The sequence below is a fragment of the Streptomyces sp. NBC_00012 genome, assembly GCF_045040875.1.
Classification (GTDB): Bacteria; Actinomycetota; Actinomycetes; order Streptomycetales; family Streptomycetaceae; genus Streptomyces.
In genome coordinates, this window is record NZ_CP108309.1 from 1337247 (window position 1) to 1356594 (window position 19348).

At 71.0% G+C, this 19348-nt stretch carries 19 protein-coding genes; 8 read left to right on the forward strand and 11 right to left on the reverse strand.

All coding sequences use genetic code 11. From position 1 onward, the window contains the following. Positions 1-67 precede the first annotated feature (67 nt). Both OHA19_RS06310 and OHA19_RS06315 read right to left on the reverse strand, forming a co-directional pair. Positions 68-2758 (reverse strand): M4 family metallopeptidase, encoded by a 2691-nt coding sequence (locus tag OHA19_RS06310; RefSeq protein WP_405749623.1) that lies wholly within the window; start codon positions 2756-2758, stop codon positions 68-70. Between the two features lie 133 nt (positions 2759-2891). Further along, positions 2892-3485, reverse strand: coding sequence for a hypothetical protein (locus OHA19_RS06315; RefSeq protein ID WP_405718974.1), 594 nt, complete (start codon positions 3483-3485; stop codon positions 2892-2894). On the opposite strand from OHA19_RS06315, the gene OHA19_RS06320 reads away from it, so the two are divergent. Then, the gene (locus OHA19_RS06320) at positions 3457-4029 is read left to right on the forward strand and encodes a hypothetical protein (RefSeq protein ID WP_405749625.1); all 573 of its coding nucleotides are present in this window, start codon (positions 3457-3459) and stop codon (positions 4027-4029) included. The genes OHA19_RS06315 and OHA19_RS06320 overlap by 29 nt on opposite strands. A 109-nt stretch (positions 4030-4138) precedes the next feature. Here OHA19_RS06320 and OHA19_RS06325 read toward each other — a convergent pair whose 3' ends face one another. Continuing rightward, positions 4139-4615, reverse strand: coding sequence for a macro domain-containing protein (locus OHA19_RS06325; protein WP_405718969.1), 477 nt, complete (start codon positions 4613-4615; stop codon positions 4139-4141). A gap of 134 nt (positions 4616-4749) precedes the next feature. On the opposite strand from OHA19_RS06325, the gene OHA19_RS06330 reads away from it, so the two are divergent. Next, positions 4750-5481 (forward strand): MerR family transcriptional regulator, encoded by a 732-nt coding sequence (locus tag OHA19_RS06330; RefSeq protein ID WP_405718966.1) that lies wholly within the window; start codon positions 4750-4752, stop codon positions 5479-5481. Between the two features lie 34 nt (positions 5482-5515). On the opposite strand, the gene OHA19_RS06335 is transcribed toward OHA19_RS06330, so the two are convergent. The 4 genes from OHA19_RS06335 to OHA19_RS06350 form a co-directional block, all read right to left on the reverse strand. Beyond that, a complete protein-coding gene (locus tag OHA19_RS06335; protein ID WP_405718963.1) occupies positions 5516-7723 on the reverse strand; it encodes a 3-hydroxyacyl-CoA dehydrogenase NAD-binding domain-containing protein in 2208 nt (735 codons plus the stop codon). Between the two features lie 238 nt (positions 7724-7961). Continuing rightward, positions 7962-9176, reverse strand: coding sequence for an acetyl-CoA C-acetyltransferase (locus tag OHA19_RS06340; RefSeq protein ID WP_405749627.1), 1215 nt, complete (start codon positions 9174-9176; stop codon positions 7962-7964). Between the two features lie 35 nt (positions 9177-9211). Beyond that, a complete protein-coding gene (locus OHA19_RS06345; RefSeq protein ID WP_405718958.1) occupies positions 9212-10354 on the reverse strand; it encodes an acyl-CoA dehydrogenase family protein in 1143 nt (380 codons plus the stop codon). An 83-nt stretch (positions 10355-10437) separates the two neighbouring features. After that, on the reverse strand, positions 10438-11589 hold the full coding sequence (locus OHA19_RS06350) for a CaiB/BaiF CoA transferase family protein (protein WP_405718956.1): 1152 nt from the start codon (positions 11587-11589) through the stop codon (positions 10438-10440). Positions 11590-11791: 202 nt separating this feature from the next. Here OHA19_RS06350 and OHA19_RS06355 point away from each other — a divergent pair, with 202 nt between their 5' ends. Further along, entirely contained in the window at positions 11792-12982 is a 1191-nt protein-coding gene (locus OHA19_RS06355; protein ID WP_405718953.1) for a saccharopine dehydrogenase family protein, read from the forward strand. Between the two features lie 228 nt (positions 12983-13210). Beyond that, positions 13211-14155, forward strand: a complete 945-nt coding sequence (locus OHA19_RS06360; RefSeq protein WP_405718951.1) for a peptidoglycan-binding protein — start codon at positions 13211-13213, stop codon at positions 14153-14155. A 36-nt stretch (positions 14156-14191) separates the two neighbouring features. Here the strand turns inward: OHA19_RS06360 and mmpA are convergent, their stop codons facing one another. After that, entirely contained in the window at positions 14192-14335 is a 144-nt protein-coding gene (mmpA, locus tag OHA19_RS06365; protein WP_266728004.1) for a morphogenic membrane protein MmpA, read from the reverse strand. Between the two features lie 68 nt (positions 14336-14403). Beyond that, a complete protein-coding gene (locus OHA19_RS06370) occupies positions 14404-15066 on the reverse strand; it encodes an endonuclease V (RefSeq protein ID WP_405721999.1) in 663 nt (220 codons plus the stop codon). Positions 15067-15160: 94 nt separating this feature from the next. Between OHA19_RS06370 and OHA19_RS06375 the strand changes: the two genes are divergently transcribed. Continuing rightward, positions 15161-15460, forward strand: coding sequence for a YciI family protein (locus OHA19_RS06375; protein ID WP_405718947.1), 300 nt, complete (start codon positions 15161-15163; stop codon positions 15458-15460). Positions 15461-15642: 182 nt separating this feature from the next. Here the strand turns inward: OHA19_RS06375 and OHA19_RS06380 are convergent, their stop codons facing one another. Continuing rightward, complete coding sequence (locus OHA19_RS06380; protein WP_405749629.1) at positions 15643-16755, reverse strand: WD40/YVTN/BNR-like repeat-containing protein; 1113 nt, start codon at positions 16753-16755, stop codon at positions 15643-15645. A gap of 184 nt (positions 16756-16939) precedes the next feature. On the opposite strand from OHA19_RS06380, the gene OHA19_RS06385 reads away from it, so the two are divergent. After that, positions 16940-17356 carry an SsgA family sporulation/cell division regulator gene (locus OHA19_RS06385; RefSeq protein WP_405718942.1) on the forward strand — a complete coding sequence of 139 codons (417 nt, stop codon included), beginning with the start codon at positions 16940-16942 and terminating at the stop codon, positions 17354-17356. 35 nt (positions 17357-17391) lie between these two features. Here the strand turns inward: OHA19_RS06385 and OHA19_RS06390 are convergent, their stop codons facing one another. Next, the gene (locus OHA19_RS06390) at positions 17392-17796 is read right to left on the reverse strand and encodes an ATP-binding protein (RefSeq protein WP_405718939.1); all 405 of its coding nucleotides are present in this window, start codon (positions 17794-17796) and stop codon (positions 17392-17394) included. Positions 17797-18012: 216 nt separating this feature from the next. On the opposite strand from OHA19_RS06390, the gene OHA19_RS06395 reads away from it, so the two are divergent. Together OHA19_RS06395 and OHA19_RS06400 are read left to right on the forward strand one after the other, a co-directional pair. Continuing rightward, positions 18013-18864 carry a helix-turn-helix transcriptional regulator gene (locus OHA19_RS06395; RefSeq protein ID WP_405718936.1) on the forward strand — a complete coding sequence of 284 codons (852 nt, stop codon included), beginning with the start codon at positions 18013-18015 and terminating at the stop codon, positions 18862-18864. 9 nt (positions 18865-18873) lie between these two features. After that, positions 18874-19065 (forward strand): hypothetical protein, encoded by a 192-nt coding sequence (locus OHA19_RS06400; RefSeq protein WP_405718933.1) that lies wholly within the window; start codon positions 18874-18876, stop codon positions 19063-19065. Positions 19066-19348 lie beyond the last annotated feature (283 nt).

Here is a 19348-nt window from a genome sequence, read left to right on the forward strand (position 1 = left end):
CGGGCAGGGCGCCCACCGGAGTCCGGTGGGCGCCCTGCCGAGGGTGCGGTCTGCCGGCCGGGGGGTACTACTCGCAGGTCCCGGCGAACGTCTCGCGGGTCACCACGTCGGTGGCCGCCGCGGTCGTGTCCAGCCAGGCGACGCGCTGGCCGTCCCCGAGCGAAGGAGCCAGCTGGGCGCCGGAGGAGCAGGAGACGCGGGTGTAGTTGTCGAGGCCCGCGAGCACATCGGCGGTCTTGGAGACCTTCACCTTGGTCGGCCCGCTCCAGGAGCCGAGCGCGCCCCAGAGGTCGTACGTGGAGTAGGCGAAGTACTCGTCGTTGACCGAGAACTGGGCACCGTACACGCTCGTCGGGTAGCGCAGCTTCGCGGCCTTGGACAGGTCGTCGAGCGGAGCCGACATGAACTTCGAGCCCGGAATCAGGAAGCCGCTCGTCTCCCGCCAGAAGACGTTGTCGGAGGTCAGCTGGATGTCGGAGACATAGTCGAAGATGAAACCGGCGATCCGCTTGGTCTGCGTGGTGCCCGTCGCGATGTCGTGGACGTAGACGTATGTCCCGTCGCCGCCGGCCCAGGCGATCCGGCCGTTCTTCATGGCGAGGCGGGCGGCCTTGGTGCCGCCCTCCGGGGTCACGTTGACCGTCGTTCCGTCGGCCTTGCGGAGCATGACGTCCTGCTCGCCGTCGGGCGTGGTGCTGATGTAGGCGAGCGCACCGCTCTCGGTCACCGGCTCGGTCTCGTCCGCGCCCGGCAGGTCGACCAGCTTCTTGATCGCGCCCTGGCCCTTCGCGCCGGTCCGGTAGATGCCGACGCCGTCGGCGGTGATCCGGGTGAAGACGATGCGGTCGTCGTCCAGCGAGGGGTCGAGCAGATAGGCGTCCTTCTGGGCCAGTTCGCGCACCGGCTTCTTGCCGAAGGCGCCCACGGTGATACCGAAGGCGGCGCTGCCCTGGTCCCAGGCGATGGCGTCGCCGTGGCTGATCGCGTAGACATCGCCGTTGATCTGCGCGGCCTGCTCGTCGACGCCGCCGTAGACCTCGTAGGCGGGCAGTACGCCGGCTCCGATGGTGGTGCCGTCGTGCGTGCCCCCCTTCTTCTCCCAGCCGGCCTCGATGCCGTGGTCGTCGAAGGCCTTGGCGATGGTCGCGAGGTCGGCCTCGGAGACCTTCAGGGACTTGGCGGCCAGGGTGACCGCGTTGCGCATGTCGGTGAAGCCGGACAGCGGCGTGAGGTAGTTCTGCGCGGACCGGTAGACGATCTGGTCGGCGAGCTTGCTGTCGAGGTTCTTGCGCATGTCCCACAGCGCGCCGCCGACGATGGTGGAGTTGTAGTGCACCCCGCCGTTGTCGATGTCCAGCGTGATGGGCTCGTAGTCCTTCTGCGCGTTGCGCCCGTCGTTCAGGTCGCGCAGGGCGCACTCCTCCAGCGGCTTCGTGCCGTTGCAGAGGTACTCACCGACGAGGCCGGACGTCGGGTCGCTCATCGCGACGCCCTTGTCGGCGGTCTCCATGGCGTTGCCGAAGTAATCGGATATCGCCTCGTTGAGGGCGCCCGACTGGTTGAGGTAGACGAGCCCGGCGGAGTGCTCGGTGACACCGTGCGTCATCTCGTGGCCGACGACGTCCAGGCCGACGGAGAGCGGGACTCCGTTCATGTGGCCGTAGACCATCTTGGAGCCGTCCCAGAAGGCGTTGGCGTAGTCCTTGCCGTTCGCGGCGACGTTGACGACGGAGTGGATCGTGCCGCCCTTGCCGTCGATGCTGTCGCGGCCGATCTGGCTCTTGTAGTACTCGTAGACCTTCGTGGCGTTCAGGTGGGCGTCGACCGCGCCCGAGGAGGTGTTCGCGCCGTCGAAGCGGTCGCTCGCCGAGGTGCTCAGCGGGATGTCGCCGGCGACCGGGCCGCCGGCGACGTCCGTGTACTGCTTGCGGTTGGCGTCGTAGGTACGTATCTGGCCGCCGGACTGCGGGTACATGGAGCGCGTCGAGTCGACGAGCGTGTACGAACCGTCCGCCTCCTTGTTGACGTCCAGCTTCGCCTCGCTGCCGTCGACGCGTACGCCCGTCCCCTGCGCGGGCGACGCGTCGGCCGCGTCGATGTTGTTGTACGAGAGCGCGATGCCGCCCACCCGCGCGTCGACGTACACCTCCTGGCGCACCGGACTGCCGTCCGTCCTGGCGCCGGTGACGGTGAAGTGCCAGGCGAGCCTGCCGCCGTGGGCGTCGGGCAGCACGGAGAGGCCGTGCGCCGCGGTCTTCGCGCCCTGCACCGCGGACAGACTGCGGTCGAGCGCGAACATCCTCTGCTTCGCGGTGGGTTCGGCGACCTTCGGCGTGGTGGAGACGGTGAGATCGGTGTAGAGCGTGCCGGTCGCGGAGGTGACCCGCTGGCCGCCGTCGGCCGCCTCGGTCTGCACCGCGTACTCGGCGCCGAAGACCGGCACACCGTCGTGCTTCTGCTGGAAACGCACCGAGGACTGCTTGCCGGTCCTGGTGGTCCGCAGCGTCTTCAGGTCGGAGGTCGGGACCTTGTACGTGTCCTTGTGGTCCTTGATGTGGGCGCGGGCCGCCTCGGCGGGCGTGCCCGCCCGGGCGGTCCGGTCCAGGCCCTGGGTCATCGCCGGGGCGACGGCCACCGGTTCCGTCGGCTGTGCCGTGGCGGTGTCGTCCGCCCAGGCGGGTGCGGCCAGCAGCGTCGCGCCGGTCGCGGCGGCGGCCACTCCGGTCGCCAGCATCCGCAGCACACTCGTTCGTCTCACGGGACCTCCCCATCGCACACCTGCGCCCGAGCCAACGGGGTGGCTCAGGCGTTGACGTGCTGATCGTTCGCCATGGGAGGCCGGGTGAACAAGAGATGATGCTGGCGCGAAAGTGCCGTGGCGTAATTACGCCTCAGATGACGTCCGGGGCCGAGGGGTTGTCCGCGATGTCGGGCAGCCACCCGGCACGCGCGGCGTACCAGCCGAGCTGGAAGCGCGTCGCCGCACCCACTTCGTCCATCAGCGCGTGCAGCCGCCGCTGCACGGTGCGATGCCCCATCCCCAGCTGGCGGGCGATGGCGGCGTCGGTCAGACCCACGTGGAGGAGGGCCACGATCTGCCGGTCGATCGCCGCGCCCGGGGACTCGTGCTCCTCCGCCGTACCGGAGACACTCAGCCGCCAGCCCTTCTCGAAGTGCTCCTCGAAGAGCGAGACCAGGGCCGTGAGCAGTCCCGTTCGGTGCACGACGAGCGCCACCGGCTCCGCCTCGCGCTCAGGATCCAGGGGCAGCAGGGCCACCCGGCGGTCCACTATGGCGAGCTTGATCGGCAGCCGGTCCGTGACGGAGATGTGCTGGCCCTGGGCGACGCAGGAGGACAGCACGGCCGCGGTCTCCGGATGCTCCAGCCATTCGCGTTCCACCACACTGCGCACGGCCACGCCGCGGCGCATCATCTCGGAGTCCACCTCTTCGTGGTTGTCCTCGAAGCTGAGTATCGCGGGCACGTGCCTGGCCGGCACCAAGGTGCACACCTCGGTCCTGGCCTGGCGCTGCATGGTCAGCAGACGTCGCCGGGCCGGACAGCACCTCCACCGGCGCTCCCGATGCGTGCGACTGCGCGGCGCGGTGGCGCTCGGTGAGATCCCCGACCAGCGACTCGACCCGGTGCAGCGCCGACCTGCGGGATTCGAGGAGCGGTCCGAGCGCGAGGACGGGCGGGGCGGCCCGGTACCGGACGGTGTCCTCGGCATCCGGCCGCGTGGCACTGGCGAGCCCGCGTTCGACCAGCGAGTCGAGGGCGCGCGCCGCCCCGGGGCCGCTCACCGGGCCCGTGAGCGCGGCCGGTTCGCTGTCGGGACGGTCCACGAGCAGGCGGTAGACCGCGTCCTCGTCCGGTCCGAGGCCGAGCAGGGTCAGCAGGGACGTGTCCACCGGGTCGGGCGGCTTGACGGCATCGGGACGCCCGGACTCTCCGCGCCCCGTCTCGGCACCCGCCACCGGCCCCACCTCTTCCTGCCGCCCCGCTGGCCGGGTCAGATTATCCAGTAGGTCACCGCGGGCCGAGGCCGCCCGGCGCCCCGAAGGGCCCCCGGGACACCGGGACACCGGCCCGCCGGGACACCGGGACACCGGGACACCGGGACACCGGGACGAACGCTCAGCCGAAGTCGTACACCGTCACCGGTATCCCCCGGCCGGTCAGCCGCTTCTCTATCAAGGGCTCGATCCGGGACCACTTCCCGCCCGCGAGCCCGCAGCCGATCCGCGGCATGTGGACCGAGGCCCCCAGCTCGCGGGCCCGGTCGGCCACCGCTTCCAACGCCGTGTCGATCGCCTCGTATCGCACCGGGACTCCGTTGCTGCCCGTGCGCATGCCCCGCTGGCCCACCGTGTTCGCCACCCAGACGTACGGGCTCACCTGCACGAACTGCACCGCGCCGAGGGCGAAGTCATTGCCCGCGCGCTCCCGGTGCCACCGGCGATAGGCCGCTTCGGGCTCGGGCCAGCGGCGCGAGAGCGCCAGGACGAATCCCTTGCCCCAGCCACCGAGGTCGTTGCAGACGTGGACGATCAGCTTGACGCCCTTGCCGTGGGGCGCCGTCGCGTCCCCCTGTACGTACATGATCCCGGACATGGCATCAGGCTAGGCGGCACCTCTGACAACCGAGCCGGGCACTTTCACATCAATGGTGAGACAGCAATACTGTTGCACCGGGGTGGGCCACGCGTACAGCCGCTCGCCCTCAGGGCCGGACACGAGGAGCAGAGATGGCGACCGGGACCGAGGAGCCGACGCTCACCGTCGACGAGCTGGCAGCGCGCGCCGGTGTCACGGTACGCACCGTGCGTTTCTACAGCACCCGGGGTCTGCTGCCGCCCCCGGTGATCGGGCCGCGACGGGTGGGGCACTACGGCCACGAGCACCTGTCACGGCTCGCGCTCATCGAGGAGCTCCAGCACCAGGGCATGACGCTCGCCGCGATCGAACGCTATCTGGAGCAGCTGCCACCGGATCTGAGCGCGCACGACCTGGCGATCCACCGTGCGCTGGTGGCCTCCTGGGCACCCGACTCCGCGGAGGACGCGACGCGGGCGGAGCTGGAGCGGCGGGCCGGCCGGGCGCTGACCGATCAGGACATCGCGCGGCTGGCCGCGATGGGTGTGCTGGAGCACGCGGAGCCGGCCGACGGCAGCTACCGGGTGGATCCGGGGCTGCTGCGGCTCGGGGTCGAACTGCTCGGCGTACCGATCGCCCACGAGACGATCCTGGCCGCCCGCACGGTGCTGCTTGAGCACTCCCGGTCCGCCGCGCAGGAGCTGACCCGGCTGTTCCGGGACGAGGTGTGGGGTCCGTACCGGGAACGGGAGGCGGACCCCGAGCACGTGGCGGCGATGAAGTCGTTGTCCGCCCATATGCAGCCGATGGTGCTCCAGGCGCTGGTCACCGCGTTCCAGCGGTCGTTGAAGGAGGAGCTGCGGGCCGCGTTCACGGCGGAGTGAACGCGGCCCGCGGGATGTGCTCCGTCCATGGGTGTCAGTCGTGGAAGGTCTCGCCCTTCTCGGCCTTCTCCACGAGCAGCGCGGGCGGCAGGAAACGGTCGCCGTACCGCTCGGCGAGCTCCCGGGCGCGGGCGACGAAGCCGGGCAGGCCGCCCTCGTAACCGTTGATGTACTGGAGCACGCCGCCGGTCCACGGCGGGAAGCCGATGCCCATGATGGAGCCGATGTTGGCGTCGGCGACGGTGATCAGGACGTTCTCCTCCAGGCAGCGGACGCTGTCCAGTGCCTCGGAGAACAGCATCCGTTCCTTCATGTCGACGAAGGGGATGTCGGCATCGGGCTCGGTGCTGTGCCCACCCGGGGGACGACCCCCGGAACCCCCGAAGTGCTCCCGCAGTCCGGGCCAGAGGCGGGTGCGCTTGCCTGCCTCGTCGTACTCGTAGAAGCCCGCGCCACCGCTGCGTCCCGGTCGGCCGAACTCGTCGACCATCCGGTCGATGACGGCGTCCGACGGGTGTCCGGGCCAGGTGCCTCCGGCCTCCTCGACGGCCCGCTTCGTCTCGTTGCGGATCTTGCGGGGCAGGGTGAGCGTCAGCTCGTCCATCAGCGAGAGCACCTTCGCCGGGTACCCCGACTGTGCCGCGGCCTGCTCGACGGACGCGGGCTCGACGCCCTCGCCGACCATGGCGACGCCCTCGTTGATGAACTGGCCGATGACACGCGAGGTGAAGAAGCCGCGCGAGTCGTTGACGACGATCGGGGTCTTCTTGATCCGGCGGACCAGGTCGAAGGCGCGGGCCAGGGCCTCGTCGCCGGTCTGCTCGCCCTTGATGATCTCGACAAGCGGCATCTTGTCGACGGGCGAGAAGAAGTGCAGCCCGATGAAGTCGGCCGGTCGCGAGACGCCCTCGGCGAGGACGGTGATGGGCAGTGTCGAGGTGTTGGAGCAGAGCAGCGCGTCCGGCTCGATGATGTCCTGGATCTCCTGGAACACCTTGTGCTTGAGCGCGGTGTCCTCGAAGACGGCCTCGATGACGGCGTCGCAGCCCGCCAGGTCGGCCGGGTCGCCGGTCGGCGTGATGCGGGCCAGCAGCTCGTCGCGCTTCGCCTCGGTCGTACGGCCCCGGGAAAGCGCCTTGTCCAGCAGCTTCTCGCTGTACGCCTTGCCCTTGGCCGCGGCCTCGGTGGAGACGTCCTTGAGGACGACCTCGATGCCGGCGCGGGCGCAGGAGTACGCGATGCCGGCGCCCATCATCCCGGCGCCGAGCACGGCGACCTTGCTGACCTGGCGCTCCTCGATGCCCTTGGGGCGGCTGGCTCCGGAGTTGACGGCCTGGAGGTCGAAGAAGAACGCCTGGATCATGTTCTTCGCGACCTGGCCGGTGACCAGCTCGGTGAAGTAGCGGGCCTCGATGGTCAGCGCGGTCTCGAAGTCGACCTGGGAGCCTTCGACGGCGGCGGCCAGGATGTTGCGGGGCGCGGGCATCGGGGCGCCCGCGAGCTGCTTCTTCAGGTTGGACGGGAAGGCCGGCAGGTTCGCGGCGAACTTCGGGTTGGACGGGGTACCGCCGGGGATCCTGTATCCCTTGACGTCCCAGGGCTGCTGGGACTCGGGGTTGGCGTCGATGAAGGCGCGGGCCTTTTCGATCATCTCCTCCCGGGTGGCGGCGACCTCGTGGACCAGGCCGTTCTCCAGGGCGCGCCGCGGGGTGTACTGGGTGCCCTGGAGGAGGACCTTCAGCAGTGCGTCGGCGATGCCCATGAGGCGTACGGTGCGGGTGACGCCGCCACCGGCGGGCAGCAGACCGAGGGTGACCTCGGGCAGGCCGATCCGGGAGCCGGGGGCGTCGAGGGCGACGCGGTGGTGCGAGGCGAGCGCGATCTCGTAACCGCCGCCGAGCGCGGCGCCGTTGATGGCGGCGACGACGGGCTTGCCGAGGGTCTCGATGCGGCGCAGCGAGTTCTTGATGGCGGTGCCGGTGTCGAAGGCCTGCTGGGCGTTGTCCGGACCGACCTTGATCATGTCCTTGAGGTCACCGCCCGCGAAGAAGGTCTTCTTGGCGGAGGTGTAGATGATGCCGCGGATGGCGTCCTTCTCGGCCTCGGCGCGGTCGGCGATGGCCGCGATGGAGTCCTTGAAGGCCTGGTTCATCGTGTTGGCGGACTGGTCGGGGTCGTCGAGTACGAGGGTGACGACGCCGGTCTCGTCCTGCTCCCAGCGGATGGTCGTGCTCTCGGTCATTGCTGTTCTTCTCCGTAAGTGAGGGGGCCGGCGGCGGGTGGCGCGGGTGAAGGAGCGGGGCCGGGGTGCGTGGATCGCGAGGCGGAGGACCGGTCCATGGCGCATGGGGCCTCCCCTGCTCGAGCGAAGCCGAGAGCTCGGGGAACACGGTGAGGGACGACAACGCCGCGAGGCGCGTGCCCCGCCCCCGCGACGCCACGCCACCCGCCGCCGGCCCTCCCGGGGGGCCGGGGGACGGTCAGAGACGCTCGATGACGGTGGCGATGCCCATGCCGCCGCCGACGCAGAGGGTGGCGAGGCCGTACCGCTGGTCGCGGCGCTCCAGTTCGTCGATGAGGGTGCCGAGGATCATCGCGCCGGTGGCGCCCAGGGGGTGGCCGAGCGCGATTGCGCCGCCGTTGACGTTGATCTTGTCGAGCGGGAGACCCATGTCCCGGGCGAAGCGGAGCACGACCCCGGCGAACGCCTCGTTGATCTCGACGAGGTCGATGTCGTCGATGGTCAGCCCGGCCTTGGCGAGGGCCTTGCGGGTGGCGGGCGCGGGGCCGGTGAGCATGATGGTCGGCTCGGATCCGGAGACTGCGGCGGAGATGATCCGGGCGCGCGGCGTGAGTCCGTAGCGCTCGCCGACCTCCTTGTTGCCGATCGCGACGAAGGCGGCGCCGTCGACGATGCCGGAGGAGTTGCCCGCGTGGTGGACGTGGTCGATCTTCTCGACCCAGTGGTACTTCTGCAGCGCCACCGCGTCGAAGCCGCCCATCTCGCCGATCGCGGCGAAGGACGGCTTGAGCGCGGCGAGCGAGTCGGCGGTGGTGCCGGGCCGCATGTGCTCGTCGTGGTCGAGCACGACGAGGCCGTTGCGGTCCTTGACGGGGACGACGGAGCGGGCGAAACGGCCGTCCTTCCACGCTTCGGCGGCGCGTTCCTGGGACAGCGCGGCGAACTCGTCGACGTCGCGGCGGGAGAAGCCCTCGATGGTGGCGATGAGGTCGGCACCGACGCCCTGCGGAGCGAAGCCGGTCTCGAAGTTGGTCATCGGGTCCATCGCCCAGGCGCCGCCGTCGGAGCCCATCGGGACCCGGGACATCGACTCGACACCACCGGCGAGGACGAGGTCCTCCCAGCCCGAACGGACCTTGGCCGCTGCCAGGTTGACGGCCTCCAGGCCCGAGGCACAGAAGCGGTTCTCCTGGACGCCCGCGACGGTGTCCGGGAGGCCGGCCGCGATGGCGGCGATCCGGGCGATGTCGGAGCCCTGGTCGCCGAGCGGGCTGACCACGCCGAGGACGATGTCGTCGATGGCCGCCGGGTCGAGGCCGGGGAAGCGGCTGCGGAGTTCGTGGATGAGGCCGACGACGAGGTCGATCGGCTTGGTGCCGTGCAGGGCGCCATTGGCCTTGCCGCGGCCGCGCGGCGTGCGGATCGCGTCGTAGACAAACGCTTCGGTACTCAAGACAGCAGCCTTTCGGGGGAGGTTGTGCGACAGGGTCAGGCGAGCAGCGAGCGGCCGATGATCTCCTTCATGATCTCGGTCGTGCCGCCGTAGATGGTCTGGATGCGGCCGTCGGTGAACGCCTTGGCGACCGGGTACTCCGTCATGTAGCCGTATCCGCCGTGCAGTTGGAGGCAGCGGTCGGCGGCGCGCTTCTGCAGCTCGGTGGCCCACCACTTGGCCATCGAGGCGTGCACGGCGTCGAGCGTCCCGTCGGAGTGGTCGACGATGCAGCGGTCGATGAAGGTGCGGGTGACGGCGCACTCGGTGGCCATCTCGGCGATCTCGAACCGGATGTGCTGGAGCTTGGAGAGCGGCCTTCCGAAGGCCTCGCGCTCCTTGACGTACTTCGTGGTGATCTCCAGCAGATGTTCCGCCGCGGCGATCCCGGCGACCGCTATGCCCATCCGTTCCTGCGCCAGGTTGGTCATCAGGTGGATGAAGGCGCCGTCGCGCTCGCCGAGCAGGTTCTCCTTGGGCACGCGGACGTCATGGAAGAACAGTTCGGCGGTGTCCTGTGACTTCTGGCCGATCTTGTCGAGGTTGCGGCCGCGCTCGAAGCCCTCCGCGCCGCGTTCGACGACGATCAGCGAGAGCCCTTTCGCCCCGCCCTCGGGGGTGGTCTTCGCCACGACGACGACCAGGTCGGCGAGGATGCCGTTGGAGATGAAGGTCTTGGAGCCGTTGAGCAGCCAGTGGTCGCCCTTGTCCTCGGCGGTGGCGCGGATGCCCTGGAGGTCCGAGCCCGCGCCCGGTTCGGTCATGGCGATGGCGGTGATGGTCTCGCCGCTGCAGAATCCGGGCAGCCAGCGCCGCTTCTGCTCGTCGGTGCCGAGGCCCGTGAGGTAGGGGCCGATGATGTCGTTGTGCAGCCCGAGCGCGAGGCCGGGGGTGCCGGCCCGGGTGAACTCCTCGGCGAGGACGGCGCTGTAACGGAAGTCGGTGTTGCCGCCGCCCCCGTACTCCTCGGGCACGGCGAGGCCCAGCAGCCCCTGCCGGCCGGCCGCGAGCCATGCCTCGCGCGAGACGATGCCGTCCTTCTCCCACTGCTCGTAGTGCGGGAGCACCTCCTTGGTGAGGAAGGTACGCACGGTCTCGCGGAACGCCTCGTGCTCTTCGGTGAAGATCTGCCGCTGCACTGCGTGCCTCCTGGAACCAGTTCTTGACGATGGGGGTGGGCCGGGCCGGTGCGGCCCGGCGGGGGTCACGGCGGGCCGCACCATCAGCCGGTCCCGCCCTCCGGGGTCCCCGCGATGCCGGGTACGCCCCAGTCGGCGGCGACGGCCTCGGTGTCCGCGCCGGGCCGAGCGGGCCCGCCGCGCACCGAGGCAGGGGTCGCCGAGAAGCGCGGTGCGGGCGCGGGCTGGACGAGCCCGTCGTGGTCGACGAAGGTGGCACGGGCGGCGATGTGCGGGTGGTGCGGCGCCTCGCGGAGCGAGAGTACGGGAGCGACGCAGGCGTCCGATCCCTCGAACACCTCGGTCCACTCGGCGCGCGTACGGGTCCGGAACCGTTCGGCGACGACGGTGCGCAGCTCCTCCCACCGGCCGGGGTCGCCCCGGTCCGGGGCCTCGTCGCCGATCCCGAGGAGCCTGCGGAACTCCTCGTAGAACCGCTGCTCCAGCGGCCCGACCGCCATGTACTGGCCGTCGGCGGTCTCGTACGTGCCGTAGAACGGGCAGCCGCCGTCCAGGAGGTTGGATCCACGCCGGTCCTGCCAGCCCCCGGCCGCCAGCATTCCGTGGATCATCATGGCGAGATGGGCGGCGCCGTCGACGATCGCCGCGTCCACGACCTGGCCTCGGCCGCCGGGGGTGCGGGCGTGCTGGAGGGCGGCAAGCACACCGACGACGAGATAGAGCGAGCCGCCCGCGTAGTCGCCGACGAGATTGGCCGGGACGGTGGGCGGCTCGTCGGGCTTGCCGATCATGGAGAGGGTGCCGGTGAGCGCGATGTAGGCGATGTCGTGCCCGGCCCGTTCGGCGAGCGGTCCGTCCTGGCCCCAGCCGGTCATCCGCCCGTACACGAGCCGCGGGTTACGGGCCAGCGCGGCGTCGGGGCCGACGCCGAGGCGTTCGGCGACGCCCGGCCGGTAGCCCTCGATCAGGATGTCGGCGCGCTCGACCAGATCGAGCACCTTGGCGGCTCCGTCCTCGGCCTTGAGGTCGACGAGCACGGAGCGTTTGTTGCGATTGGTGAGGTCGTACGCGGGGTCGATGCCCAGCCCCGGACCGCCGGGCCGGTCGACCCTGACGACGTCGGCGCCGAGGTCGGCCAGGAGCATCGCGGCGAAGGGACCGGGACCGATGCCTGCCAGTTCGACCACTCGCACCCCTGCCAGCGGGCCGTGCGAGCCGTGCTCTGTCGTTGCCATCGAGCCCCCAGCGGTATGACACAACTGATGTAACAGCGATGATGCTAAGAACGCACCGCGCTCCGCACAACCCCTTTGGCCGAGCAAGCGCTTAGTTCCGTCCCCGGGATCCTCCCCCATGGGGGCCGCCCGGCCGCACACCGCCACGACCCCTCCGCTAACCTCTGCCTGCCACATCGGCGCCGGCCCCGCGGAGGCACTCATGAACAGGCAGAACGGGGCACAACGCCCTTATGACGTAATCCTCTTCGGTGCCACCGGCTTCGTGGGCGCCCTCACCGCCGGATATCTGGTCGCCCACGCACCCTCCGGCTGCCGCTGGGCCGTGGCCGGACGCGACCGTGCCAAGCTGGAGCGCCTGCGCGAACGCCTCACCGCGATGGACCCGCGCTGCGCGGAGCTCCCGCTGCTGCACGCCGACGCCGAGGACGAGCACTCGCTGCGCGAGCTCGCCGAGTCCGCCCATGTGGTGGCCACGACGGTGGGCCCCTATGTCTGGTACGGCGAGAAGCTGGTCGCGGCCTGCGCCGAGGCGGGGACGGACTACGCGGACCTCACCGGCGAGGCGGAGTTCGTGGACCGGATGTATCTGGAGCACGACACGCGCGCCCGTGAGACCGGGGCGAGGATCGTGCACGCCTGCGGTTTCGATTCCGTTCCGCACGACCTCGGGGTGTACTTCACCGTCCAGCAGCTGCCCCAGGACGTACCGCTGAGCATCGACGGCTTCGTACGCAGCAACGCCGTCTTCTCCGGCGGCACGTTCGCCTCGGCGCTCACCGCGATGGGCCGCGGCCCGCGGATGCTGAGCGCCGCCCGGGAACGCCGGCTGCACGAACCGCGGCTGGTCGCGCGCCGGGCCCGCGCCCCGATCGGCGCCCCGCACTTCAGCACGGAGACCGGCACCTGGGCGCTCCCGCTGCCGACGCTGGACCCGCAGATCGTCGAACGCTCGGCGCGGGCGCTGGCCCGGTACGGCCCCGACTTCCGCTACCGCCACTTCGCCTCGGTGCGCCATCTGCCGGTGGCGCTCGGCGGCACGGCCGCGGTCGGCGCCCTCCTGGGCGCCGCGCAGGTTCCGGCGGCCCGGTCCTGGCTGATGGACCGGTACGAGCCGGGCAAGGGGCCGGACGCGGAGCGCCGTCGGCGCAGCTGGTTCACCGTGCGCTTCGTCGGTGAGGGCGGCGGGCAACGGGTCTTCACCGAGGTCTCGGGCGGCGACCCCGGATACGACGAGACAGCGAGGATGCTCGCCGAGTCCGCGCTCTGCCTCGCCCTGGACGAGCTCCCGCCGACATCGGGGCAGGTCACCACGGCCACCGCGATGGGTGACGCACTGCTGGAACGGCTGCGCTCGGCCGGCCTGCGCTTCCGGGTCGCGTCGACCCGCTGAGCCGACGTCCCGGGCGGCACGCACTCGTTCGGGTGATGTCTCACGCACGCCCCTGCCTCCTCGTTCCCCGGGTGAGCGGGCCGTGGCACCGCTTCGCGGGCTCCCGGCCGCGCGGCACGGATCGGCGCTTTCACTACGATCTGCGTCCCGCAGGTCGGCGCACCCGGGCATGCTCCTGATGCAAAGCGCTGACCTGCGGCTAGGCACACAGAGAGTCGGGGAAGAACGATGACGGACAACACTGTGGCGGGTCGCGAGGAACAACCGGGGCGGGCGCTCGCCGGGTTATTGAGGAACTGGTGGGAGTCGTCGGCGCGCGACGGCCGCGAGAAACCCACTCAGCAGTCGCTCGCCAAGCGGCTGGGGATCGACCAGACCACACTGTCGCGCTATCTGAATCCCGCTCACGCCTCCAACGCCCCGATCCGGATCGTCGAACAGCTGCACTCGGCGCTGCGGGCCCCGGCCGACGAGCTGGACCGGGCACTCGCCCTGGCACGGGCGGCGGCCGGGAAACGCCCGGCGGCAGCGGCGGCGCCCGGCCCGGCGGCAGCGCCCGCCGGTCCGGCCGCCGACCGCGACGCGGCGGCCCGCCGGTGGGACCGCTCCCCCGTCGCGTACCCGGCCCTGGCCGTCGCCTCGCTTCTCCTGCTCGTGCTCGGCGGCTTCGTGTGGTGGCTGGTGCCCACCACGGGACAGAGCGACGCCAAGGCCCCGGCGAACGTGTCGGACCGGCCCTCGGAAGGCACGGACTGGCCCCTGGCCCGCAAGGGCGATGTGCTCTGGAAGGCGCGAACGGTGCAGCTGCTGCTGCGGGCGAACGGCTTCGACGTGGAGGTCGACGCCGACTTCGGCCCGGCCACGGCCCAGGCCGTGAAGAAGTTCCAGGCGGCACACGGTCTGACCCCTGACGGCAAGGTCGGGAAGGACACCTGGCCGTTGCTGATCACCACGGTGGACTCGCGCACGACGGAGCCCGATGCCGTCACGGCGGTGCAGTACCTGCTGCACCACGCCGGGGTGCCGACCGACAGCACCAGTACCTACACGCCCTCGACCATGCGGTCGCTCAAGGAGTTCCAGGAGTCCCGGAATCTGCCGGTGACAGGGGTCGGGGACGAGGCCACCTGGCGCGTGCTGCTCAATGCCCAGGGGCCTGATCAGCACAGGTAGCCGCAGGTCGGGCGGGGGCGGCCGAGTGCTGTGGGCTCAGAGCGCCCAGGAAACCAGCGTGCAGACCATCGAGACGGCCCAGGCCACTCCCGCGATCATCCCGAGGGTCATCCCTATCGCGACCCGGCGCTGAGCGAGATAGACGGTGCCGGGTCGCGTAGACGTTCGATGTTCGTTCATGAGTACAAGCTTGCCGGTGATGATCGGCAAACGGTATCCGTACGCGTACTCACGCACCCTGCACACCCTCAGGCGGTAGCCTCCCGCAGGGCCTGCCGGCAGAGCGAGTCGGCCCTGCGGGTGGTCTCCGGCTGACGGAAGTCGCGGGCCAGCAGCAGGGTGTGGGCGCAGGCGTTGTCCAGACCGGTCCGGTGCCCGACGGAGACGAAGACGGGTTTGACGCCGTCCTGGGTGCGCAGCGCCCGGCCCACCTCCTCCTCGCCGTCGAGCAGCGGCGTCCGGTCCCCGCGACGGGGGCCCGGCTGCTCGTACGAGAAGGTGAACGGGTTCTTGGCGACGCCGATCACCGGGAGGCCGGTGAGCACTCCGAGGTGGCTGGCGAGTCCGAAGCGGCGCGGGTGCGCCCTGCCGTATCCGTCGCAGATCACGAGCCCGGGGTCGACCGGCAGGGACTCGAGCGCGGCCAGCACGGTCGGGATCTCCCGGAAGGCCAGGAGGCCCGGGATGTACGGGAAGGTGATCCGGCCGACGGCGGTGGTCTCGGCGACCACTTCGAAGGTCGCCCCGTCGAGGACGACCGCCGCCGCGACGACGACATCGCGCTCGTCGTCGTAGGCGACGTCGACCCCCGTGACCCGGCCGGAACCGGGCGGCGGTCCGGGTTCGTCGAGCACCACCCGGGAGCGCAGGGTGTCCTGGACGGCTCGGGCTTCGGCCTCGTCGGCGGGCATCGGGAGGTTTGTCATGGTGCGGCCGAGTCTAAGGGCTGCCCACGGGACGGGCCCGGAGCCCGCCGGCCCCCGCCGTACCCGTAGCCTGGCGATCATGTTTGTACTCGAACTGACCTACACCGCCCCTGTCGAGCGCGTCGACGAACTGCTCCAGGACCATGTCGTCTGGCTGGACAAGCAGTACGCGGCGGGGGTGTTCATCGCGTCGGGCCGCAAGAACCCGCGCGACGGCGGGGTGATCCTGGCGGTCGGGGACGACCGTGCGCGGATCGAGGAGATCGTTTCGGAGGATCCGTTCTCGGCACAGGGTGTGTGCGCGTACCGCATCACCGAGTTCATCGCGACGAAGACCTCGGACGAACTCGCCCCGTACCGTTGGCAGCTGCCCGGATAGCGGGTACCCGGGGCCGGTCGGGCTCCTGGTCCCGTGTCGCCCGAAGCGGCCGCCGGGGACCCGGTCTCCGGCAACCCGCCCGGAACGGCCGGGCCACAGGCAGGCCGCGCCGCTGCCCGACGGTGCGGTCGGGCGGCGGCGGGCCGTGCGGGCTCGTGGTGGCCCCGGCTGCGGGACAGCCCTCAGGGAGCCTGACGCGGTCCCGCGCTTGCCACGCGCCCCTTCTCGCCCGCGGCCCAACAGCCGCCGTCCGGGGCGCAGTCGACGGTGTCGTACGACCCGGTGTCGACCGTGCGCCAGGTGCGGCCGCCGTCCGTCGTGAGGTCGGTGCCGGTCGGGCCGACCGCCAGGGCACCGGACCTGCTGTGCGGCAGCCAGGCGACTCCCGAGCGGTAGGCGGTCGGCGGGGTGGCGGCCTGCTGCCAGGTGCGGCCGGCGTCGCCCGTCACGGCCGCGGCGTTCGGCGACGGCTCTCCGGCCCGGTAGTCGCCGCCGACCGCGATGCCGTGGTGGCGGTCGCGGAAGGCGAGTCCGAAGACGCCGCGGGCCGGGTCGCCGGCCGGAATCGTCGATTCGGTGGCGGTCCAGGTCAGCCCACGGTCGGCGGAGTGCAGCACCCGTGCGGTGGCGGCGCCTCCGGTCGCGAGCCAGACGTCCCTGGAGCCCGCCGAGACCAGGCACTGGCCGCTGGCGGCGAAGCCCGCCTCACCGGGCTGCGCGTCCGGCATGCCAGCGCTGGGCAGCACCCGCCAGCTCCGGCCGCCGTCCGCGGTGGACAGGATGCGGTACTTGCCGTCCACCGGATCGCTCATCGCCAGCCCGTGCCGACTGTCGAAGAAGGTGAGGCAGTCGTAGAAGGCGCGCGCGTCGGTATTGCGGAACGACTCCGTCCAGCTCACTCCCCCGTCGTCCGTGCGGAACACCCGGGAGGCCTCGCCCTCCCCGATGGCCAGCGCCACCGCGCGCCGGCCGTCGAACGCCTCGATGTCGCGGAACTCCAGCGCCTCCGCGGCCGCACCCGGCGGTGACACGTCACGCCAGTGCCCGCCCCCGTCGGACGTGCGCAGCACCGTGCCCTTGGTGCCCGCGACCCAGGCGGTGCGGCGGCTGACGGCGGCGAGGCCGCGGAAACGGGCATCGGTTCCGGTGTCGGTGAGTGTCCAGGCCGGTCGTTCGCCGGGCCGGTGGTGCTCCCACGGTGTCGCCGCGGCTGCCGGTGTGGCCGGTGCCGCGGTCAGCGCCGCCGCGCAGAGCCCCCATGACATCAGTCGTCTCGTCTTCCCCTTGACCCTCATGGCGCTGGAAGCTAGCCCACGAGTTGTGCCCAGTCCAGGGTGCGCAGCCGGGAAGTGGCCGGGCTCCGGGCGCGGCGGCGAGCGGTGATACAGCTCACGCCGGCTTCCGGTGCACGGATGAGGGAGTTCCCTCGTCTGTATCAGTGCCGGGAAGCGTTCATCTGGCCGAGAAAGGGAGCAGGTCTTGTCCACCGTTATCGAGCACTCCGTGCAGGCCCGCATGGTCGCATCCGCACCGCGGATGGAGACCCTTCCCGCAACCCTGCATTACGACCCCGAGGATCCGTTCGCCGTGCGTATGGCGTTTCCCGCCCCGGCGACCCTGGAGGGCACCGAGGTCGCCTGGGAGTTCTCCCGCGAGCTGCTGGCGGCGGGGATGGACGGGGCGGCCGGTGTGGGGGACGTACGCGTCAGGCCGTTCGGTTACGACCGTACGGTCCTGGAGTTCCATGCCGCCGAGGGCATCGCGATGGTGCACGTCCGCACGGCGGAGTTGCGTCGTTTCCTGGAGCGGGCGCAGGAAATGGTGCCCGTCGGCGACGAGCACCGGTTCCTGGATCTCGACCGCGGCCTGACCGATCTGTTCGGCGGCCCCCGCTGAGACCTCGCCTCCGGCGGGCCGGGCGGGCGTGCACGTCAGCTGTGGAGTAACGCCCAGGTCTTGCAGCCGCCGGACGGGGTCAGCGCGGGCGCCAGCCCCCAGTCCCCGCCGTGCGCGTCGACCGCGGCGGCCAGCAGCCACATGCTGTCACTGCGGCGCTCGCGGCACTCCTCGGACTTCATGGCCGAGCCGTGCGAGGGGTGCTGGTCGTAGAGGGTGAGGCGGAGTGCGTCGAACTGCCAGTGCACCCGCAGCAGCATTTCCTGCTCCGGGGTGAACCGGTAGGCGGTGGCGACCAGTTCCGATGCGGCGAGTACGGCCGTCTCCCGGAGCCCCGTGAGGCCGTGCCGGGTGAGAAGGTCACTCACGGCACCGCGTGCGAGGCCGGCGCAGAAGGCGCCGCCGGGCAGTGCGAACGAATAGCTCAGGTTGTCCGCCACCGGTGGGTGGGGTCCGGCAGGCGAGACAGCCGGGAGACAACGCAGTGCGCCTTTCATCAAGATGCTCACATTTCGGTAATTGTGGTGACGATCACACATAGGCGCAGTCGCCCCGTGTGAGGCTTGCGCTACCGACCGTAGCGCACCGCGGAGCACAGTGCTACTACTTGTGCGGTTCCGGTCATTTCGTTCCTCACCCCCGGAAGGGACCGCACCTTGCCCCCCAGAAGCACCCCGACCGCCCGCCAGCAGCGCCTCGGGCGCGAACTCCGCAAACTGCGCGAGCAGTCGGGCATGCCGGTGCAGCAGGCCGCCGCGCTGCTCGGCGTCGACCGCACCCGCATCCCGAACATCGAATCCGGACGGTTCGGCATCAGCGCCGAACGGGTCCGCACCCTCGCCTTCAACTACGGCTGCCCGGACGCCGGGCTGGTCGACCTGCTCGCCGGGATGGCCCAGGAGCGCGCCAGGGGCTGGTGGGAGGAGCACCGCGGGCTACTGCTGCCGGGACTGCTCGACATCGCCGAACTCGAGTACCACTCGGTGGAGTTGAAGACATCCACCACCACACACATCCCCGGCCTCCTGCAGACCGAGGAGCATGCGCGGGCGGTCTTCGACACGGCCGTTCCACAATTGCCCGGACCCGATCTGATCGCCCGGCTGTCGCTGCGGCTGCGCCGCCAGGAGGTGCTGCAGCGGGAGAGTCCGCCGATGTACGAGTCGGTGATCCACGAGGCGGCGCTGCGCATGCAGTTCGGCGGCCCAAACGTGGCGAGGGCCCAACTGGACCACATCCTCGGACAGTCCGAGCGGGACCGGATCACGGTCCGGGTGATCCCGTTCGCGGCCGGCGGCTTCCCGGGCGCCGGACAGTCGTTCACCTATGCGGGCGCCGCGGTGCCACAGCTCGACACCGTGCAGCTCGATTCCTCGCATGGTTCGATGCTGCTGGATTCCGACATGCAACTGCGCCGGTATCGCGGCCTGTTGGAGCGCCTGCGCGCACTCGCGCTGCCCGTCGAGGAGTCGCGCGACTTCATCCGATCCATAGTCCAGGACCTCTGAGGAGCGACCATGACCGATATCCGTTGGGACGAAGCCTTCTGCAGCGAGGGCGCCAACTGCTTCCGCTTCGGAATCGACGACCAGGGCAGGGCGTACATCGGCTCCACCACGGACACCACCGCCCATGTCAGCGACACCCTGGAGGCGTTGCGGGCACTGATCTCCGCGGTGAAGTCCGGCGCGGCTGACCACCTGCTCTGACCGCACACCCCGACCGTGCCCGCGCCCCCGCGAAGGTCCGCTCCGAGTACGCCGACAACTCTGAGCGCCCCGCAGCCGGGGGCCGGGCGGTCCCGGTCAGCGGCGATCCGCAGGCACGGACCCCCCGCAGCACGCCGCGTCGAACCTCGTCCAGGGACGCCGATCCACCCCGGGACCTGCGTACATAACGTTACGTAACCGGGCATCGCGAGGGCCGGCTTGGCGCCGGCCTTACCGCCGCTTTAACCTACGGTCTCGTAACCTACGTATCCGTAGGTAATTC

Coding starts and splice junctions, on each gene's coding strand:
- OHA19_RS06325 (WP_405718969.1), bottom strand. CDS start 4,615: ATGTCCGGGATCATGTACGTACAGGGGGACGCGACGGCGCCCCACGGC.
- OHA19_RS06330 (WP_405718966.1), top strand. CDS start 4,750: ATGGCGACCGGGACCGAGGAGCCGACGCTCACCGTCGACGAGCTGGCA.
- OHA19_RS06335 (WP_405718963.1), bottom strand. CDS start 7,723: ATGACCGAGAGCACGACCATCCGCTGGGAGCAGGACGAGACCGGCGTC.
- OHA19_RS06350 (WP_405718956.1), bottom strand. CDS start 11,589: ATGGCAACGACAGAGCACGGCTCGCACGGCCCGCTGGCAGGGGTGCGA.
- OHA19_RS06355 (WP_405718953.1), top strand. CDS start 11,792: ATGAACAGGCAGAACGGGGCACAACGCCCTTATGACGTAATCCTCTTC.
- OHA19_RS06360 (WP_405718951.1), top strand. CDS start 13,211: ATGACGGACAACACTGTGGCGGGTCGCGAGGAACAACCGGGGCGGGCG.
- mmpA (WP_266728004.1), bottom strand. CDS start 14,335: ATGAACGAACATCGAACGTCTACGCGACCCGGCACCGTCTATCTCGCT.
- OHA19_RS06370 (WP_405721999.1), bottom strand. CDS start 15,066: ATGCCCGCCGACGAGGCCGAAGCCCGAGCCGTCCAGGACACCCTGCGC.
- OHA19_RS06375 (WP_405718947.1), top strand. CDS start 15,161: ATGTTTGTACTCGAACTGACCTACACCGCCCCTGTCGAGCGCGTCGAC.
- OHA19_RS06380 (WP_405749629.1), bottom strand. CDS start 16,755: ATGAGGGTCAAGGGGAAGACGAGACGACTGATGTCATGGGGGCTCTGC.
- OHA19_RS06400 (WP_405718933.1), top strand. CDS start 18,874: ATGACCGATATCCGTTGGGACGAAGCCTTCTGCAGCGAGGGCGCCAAC.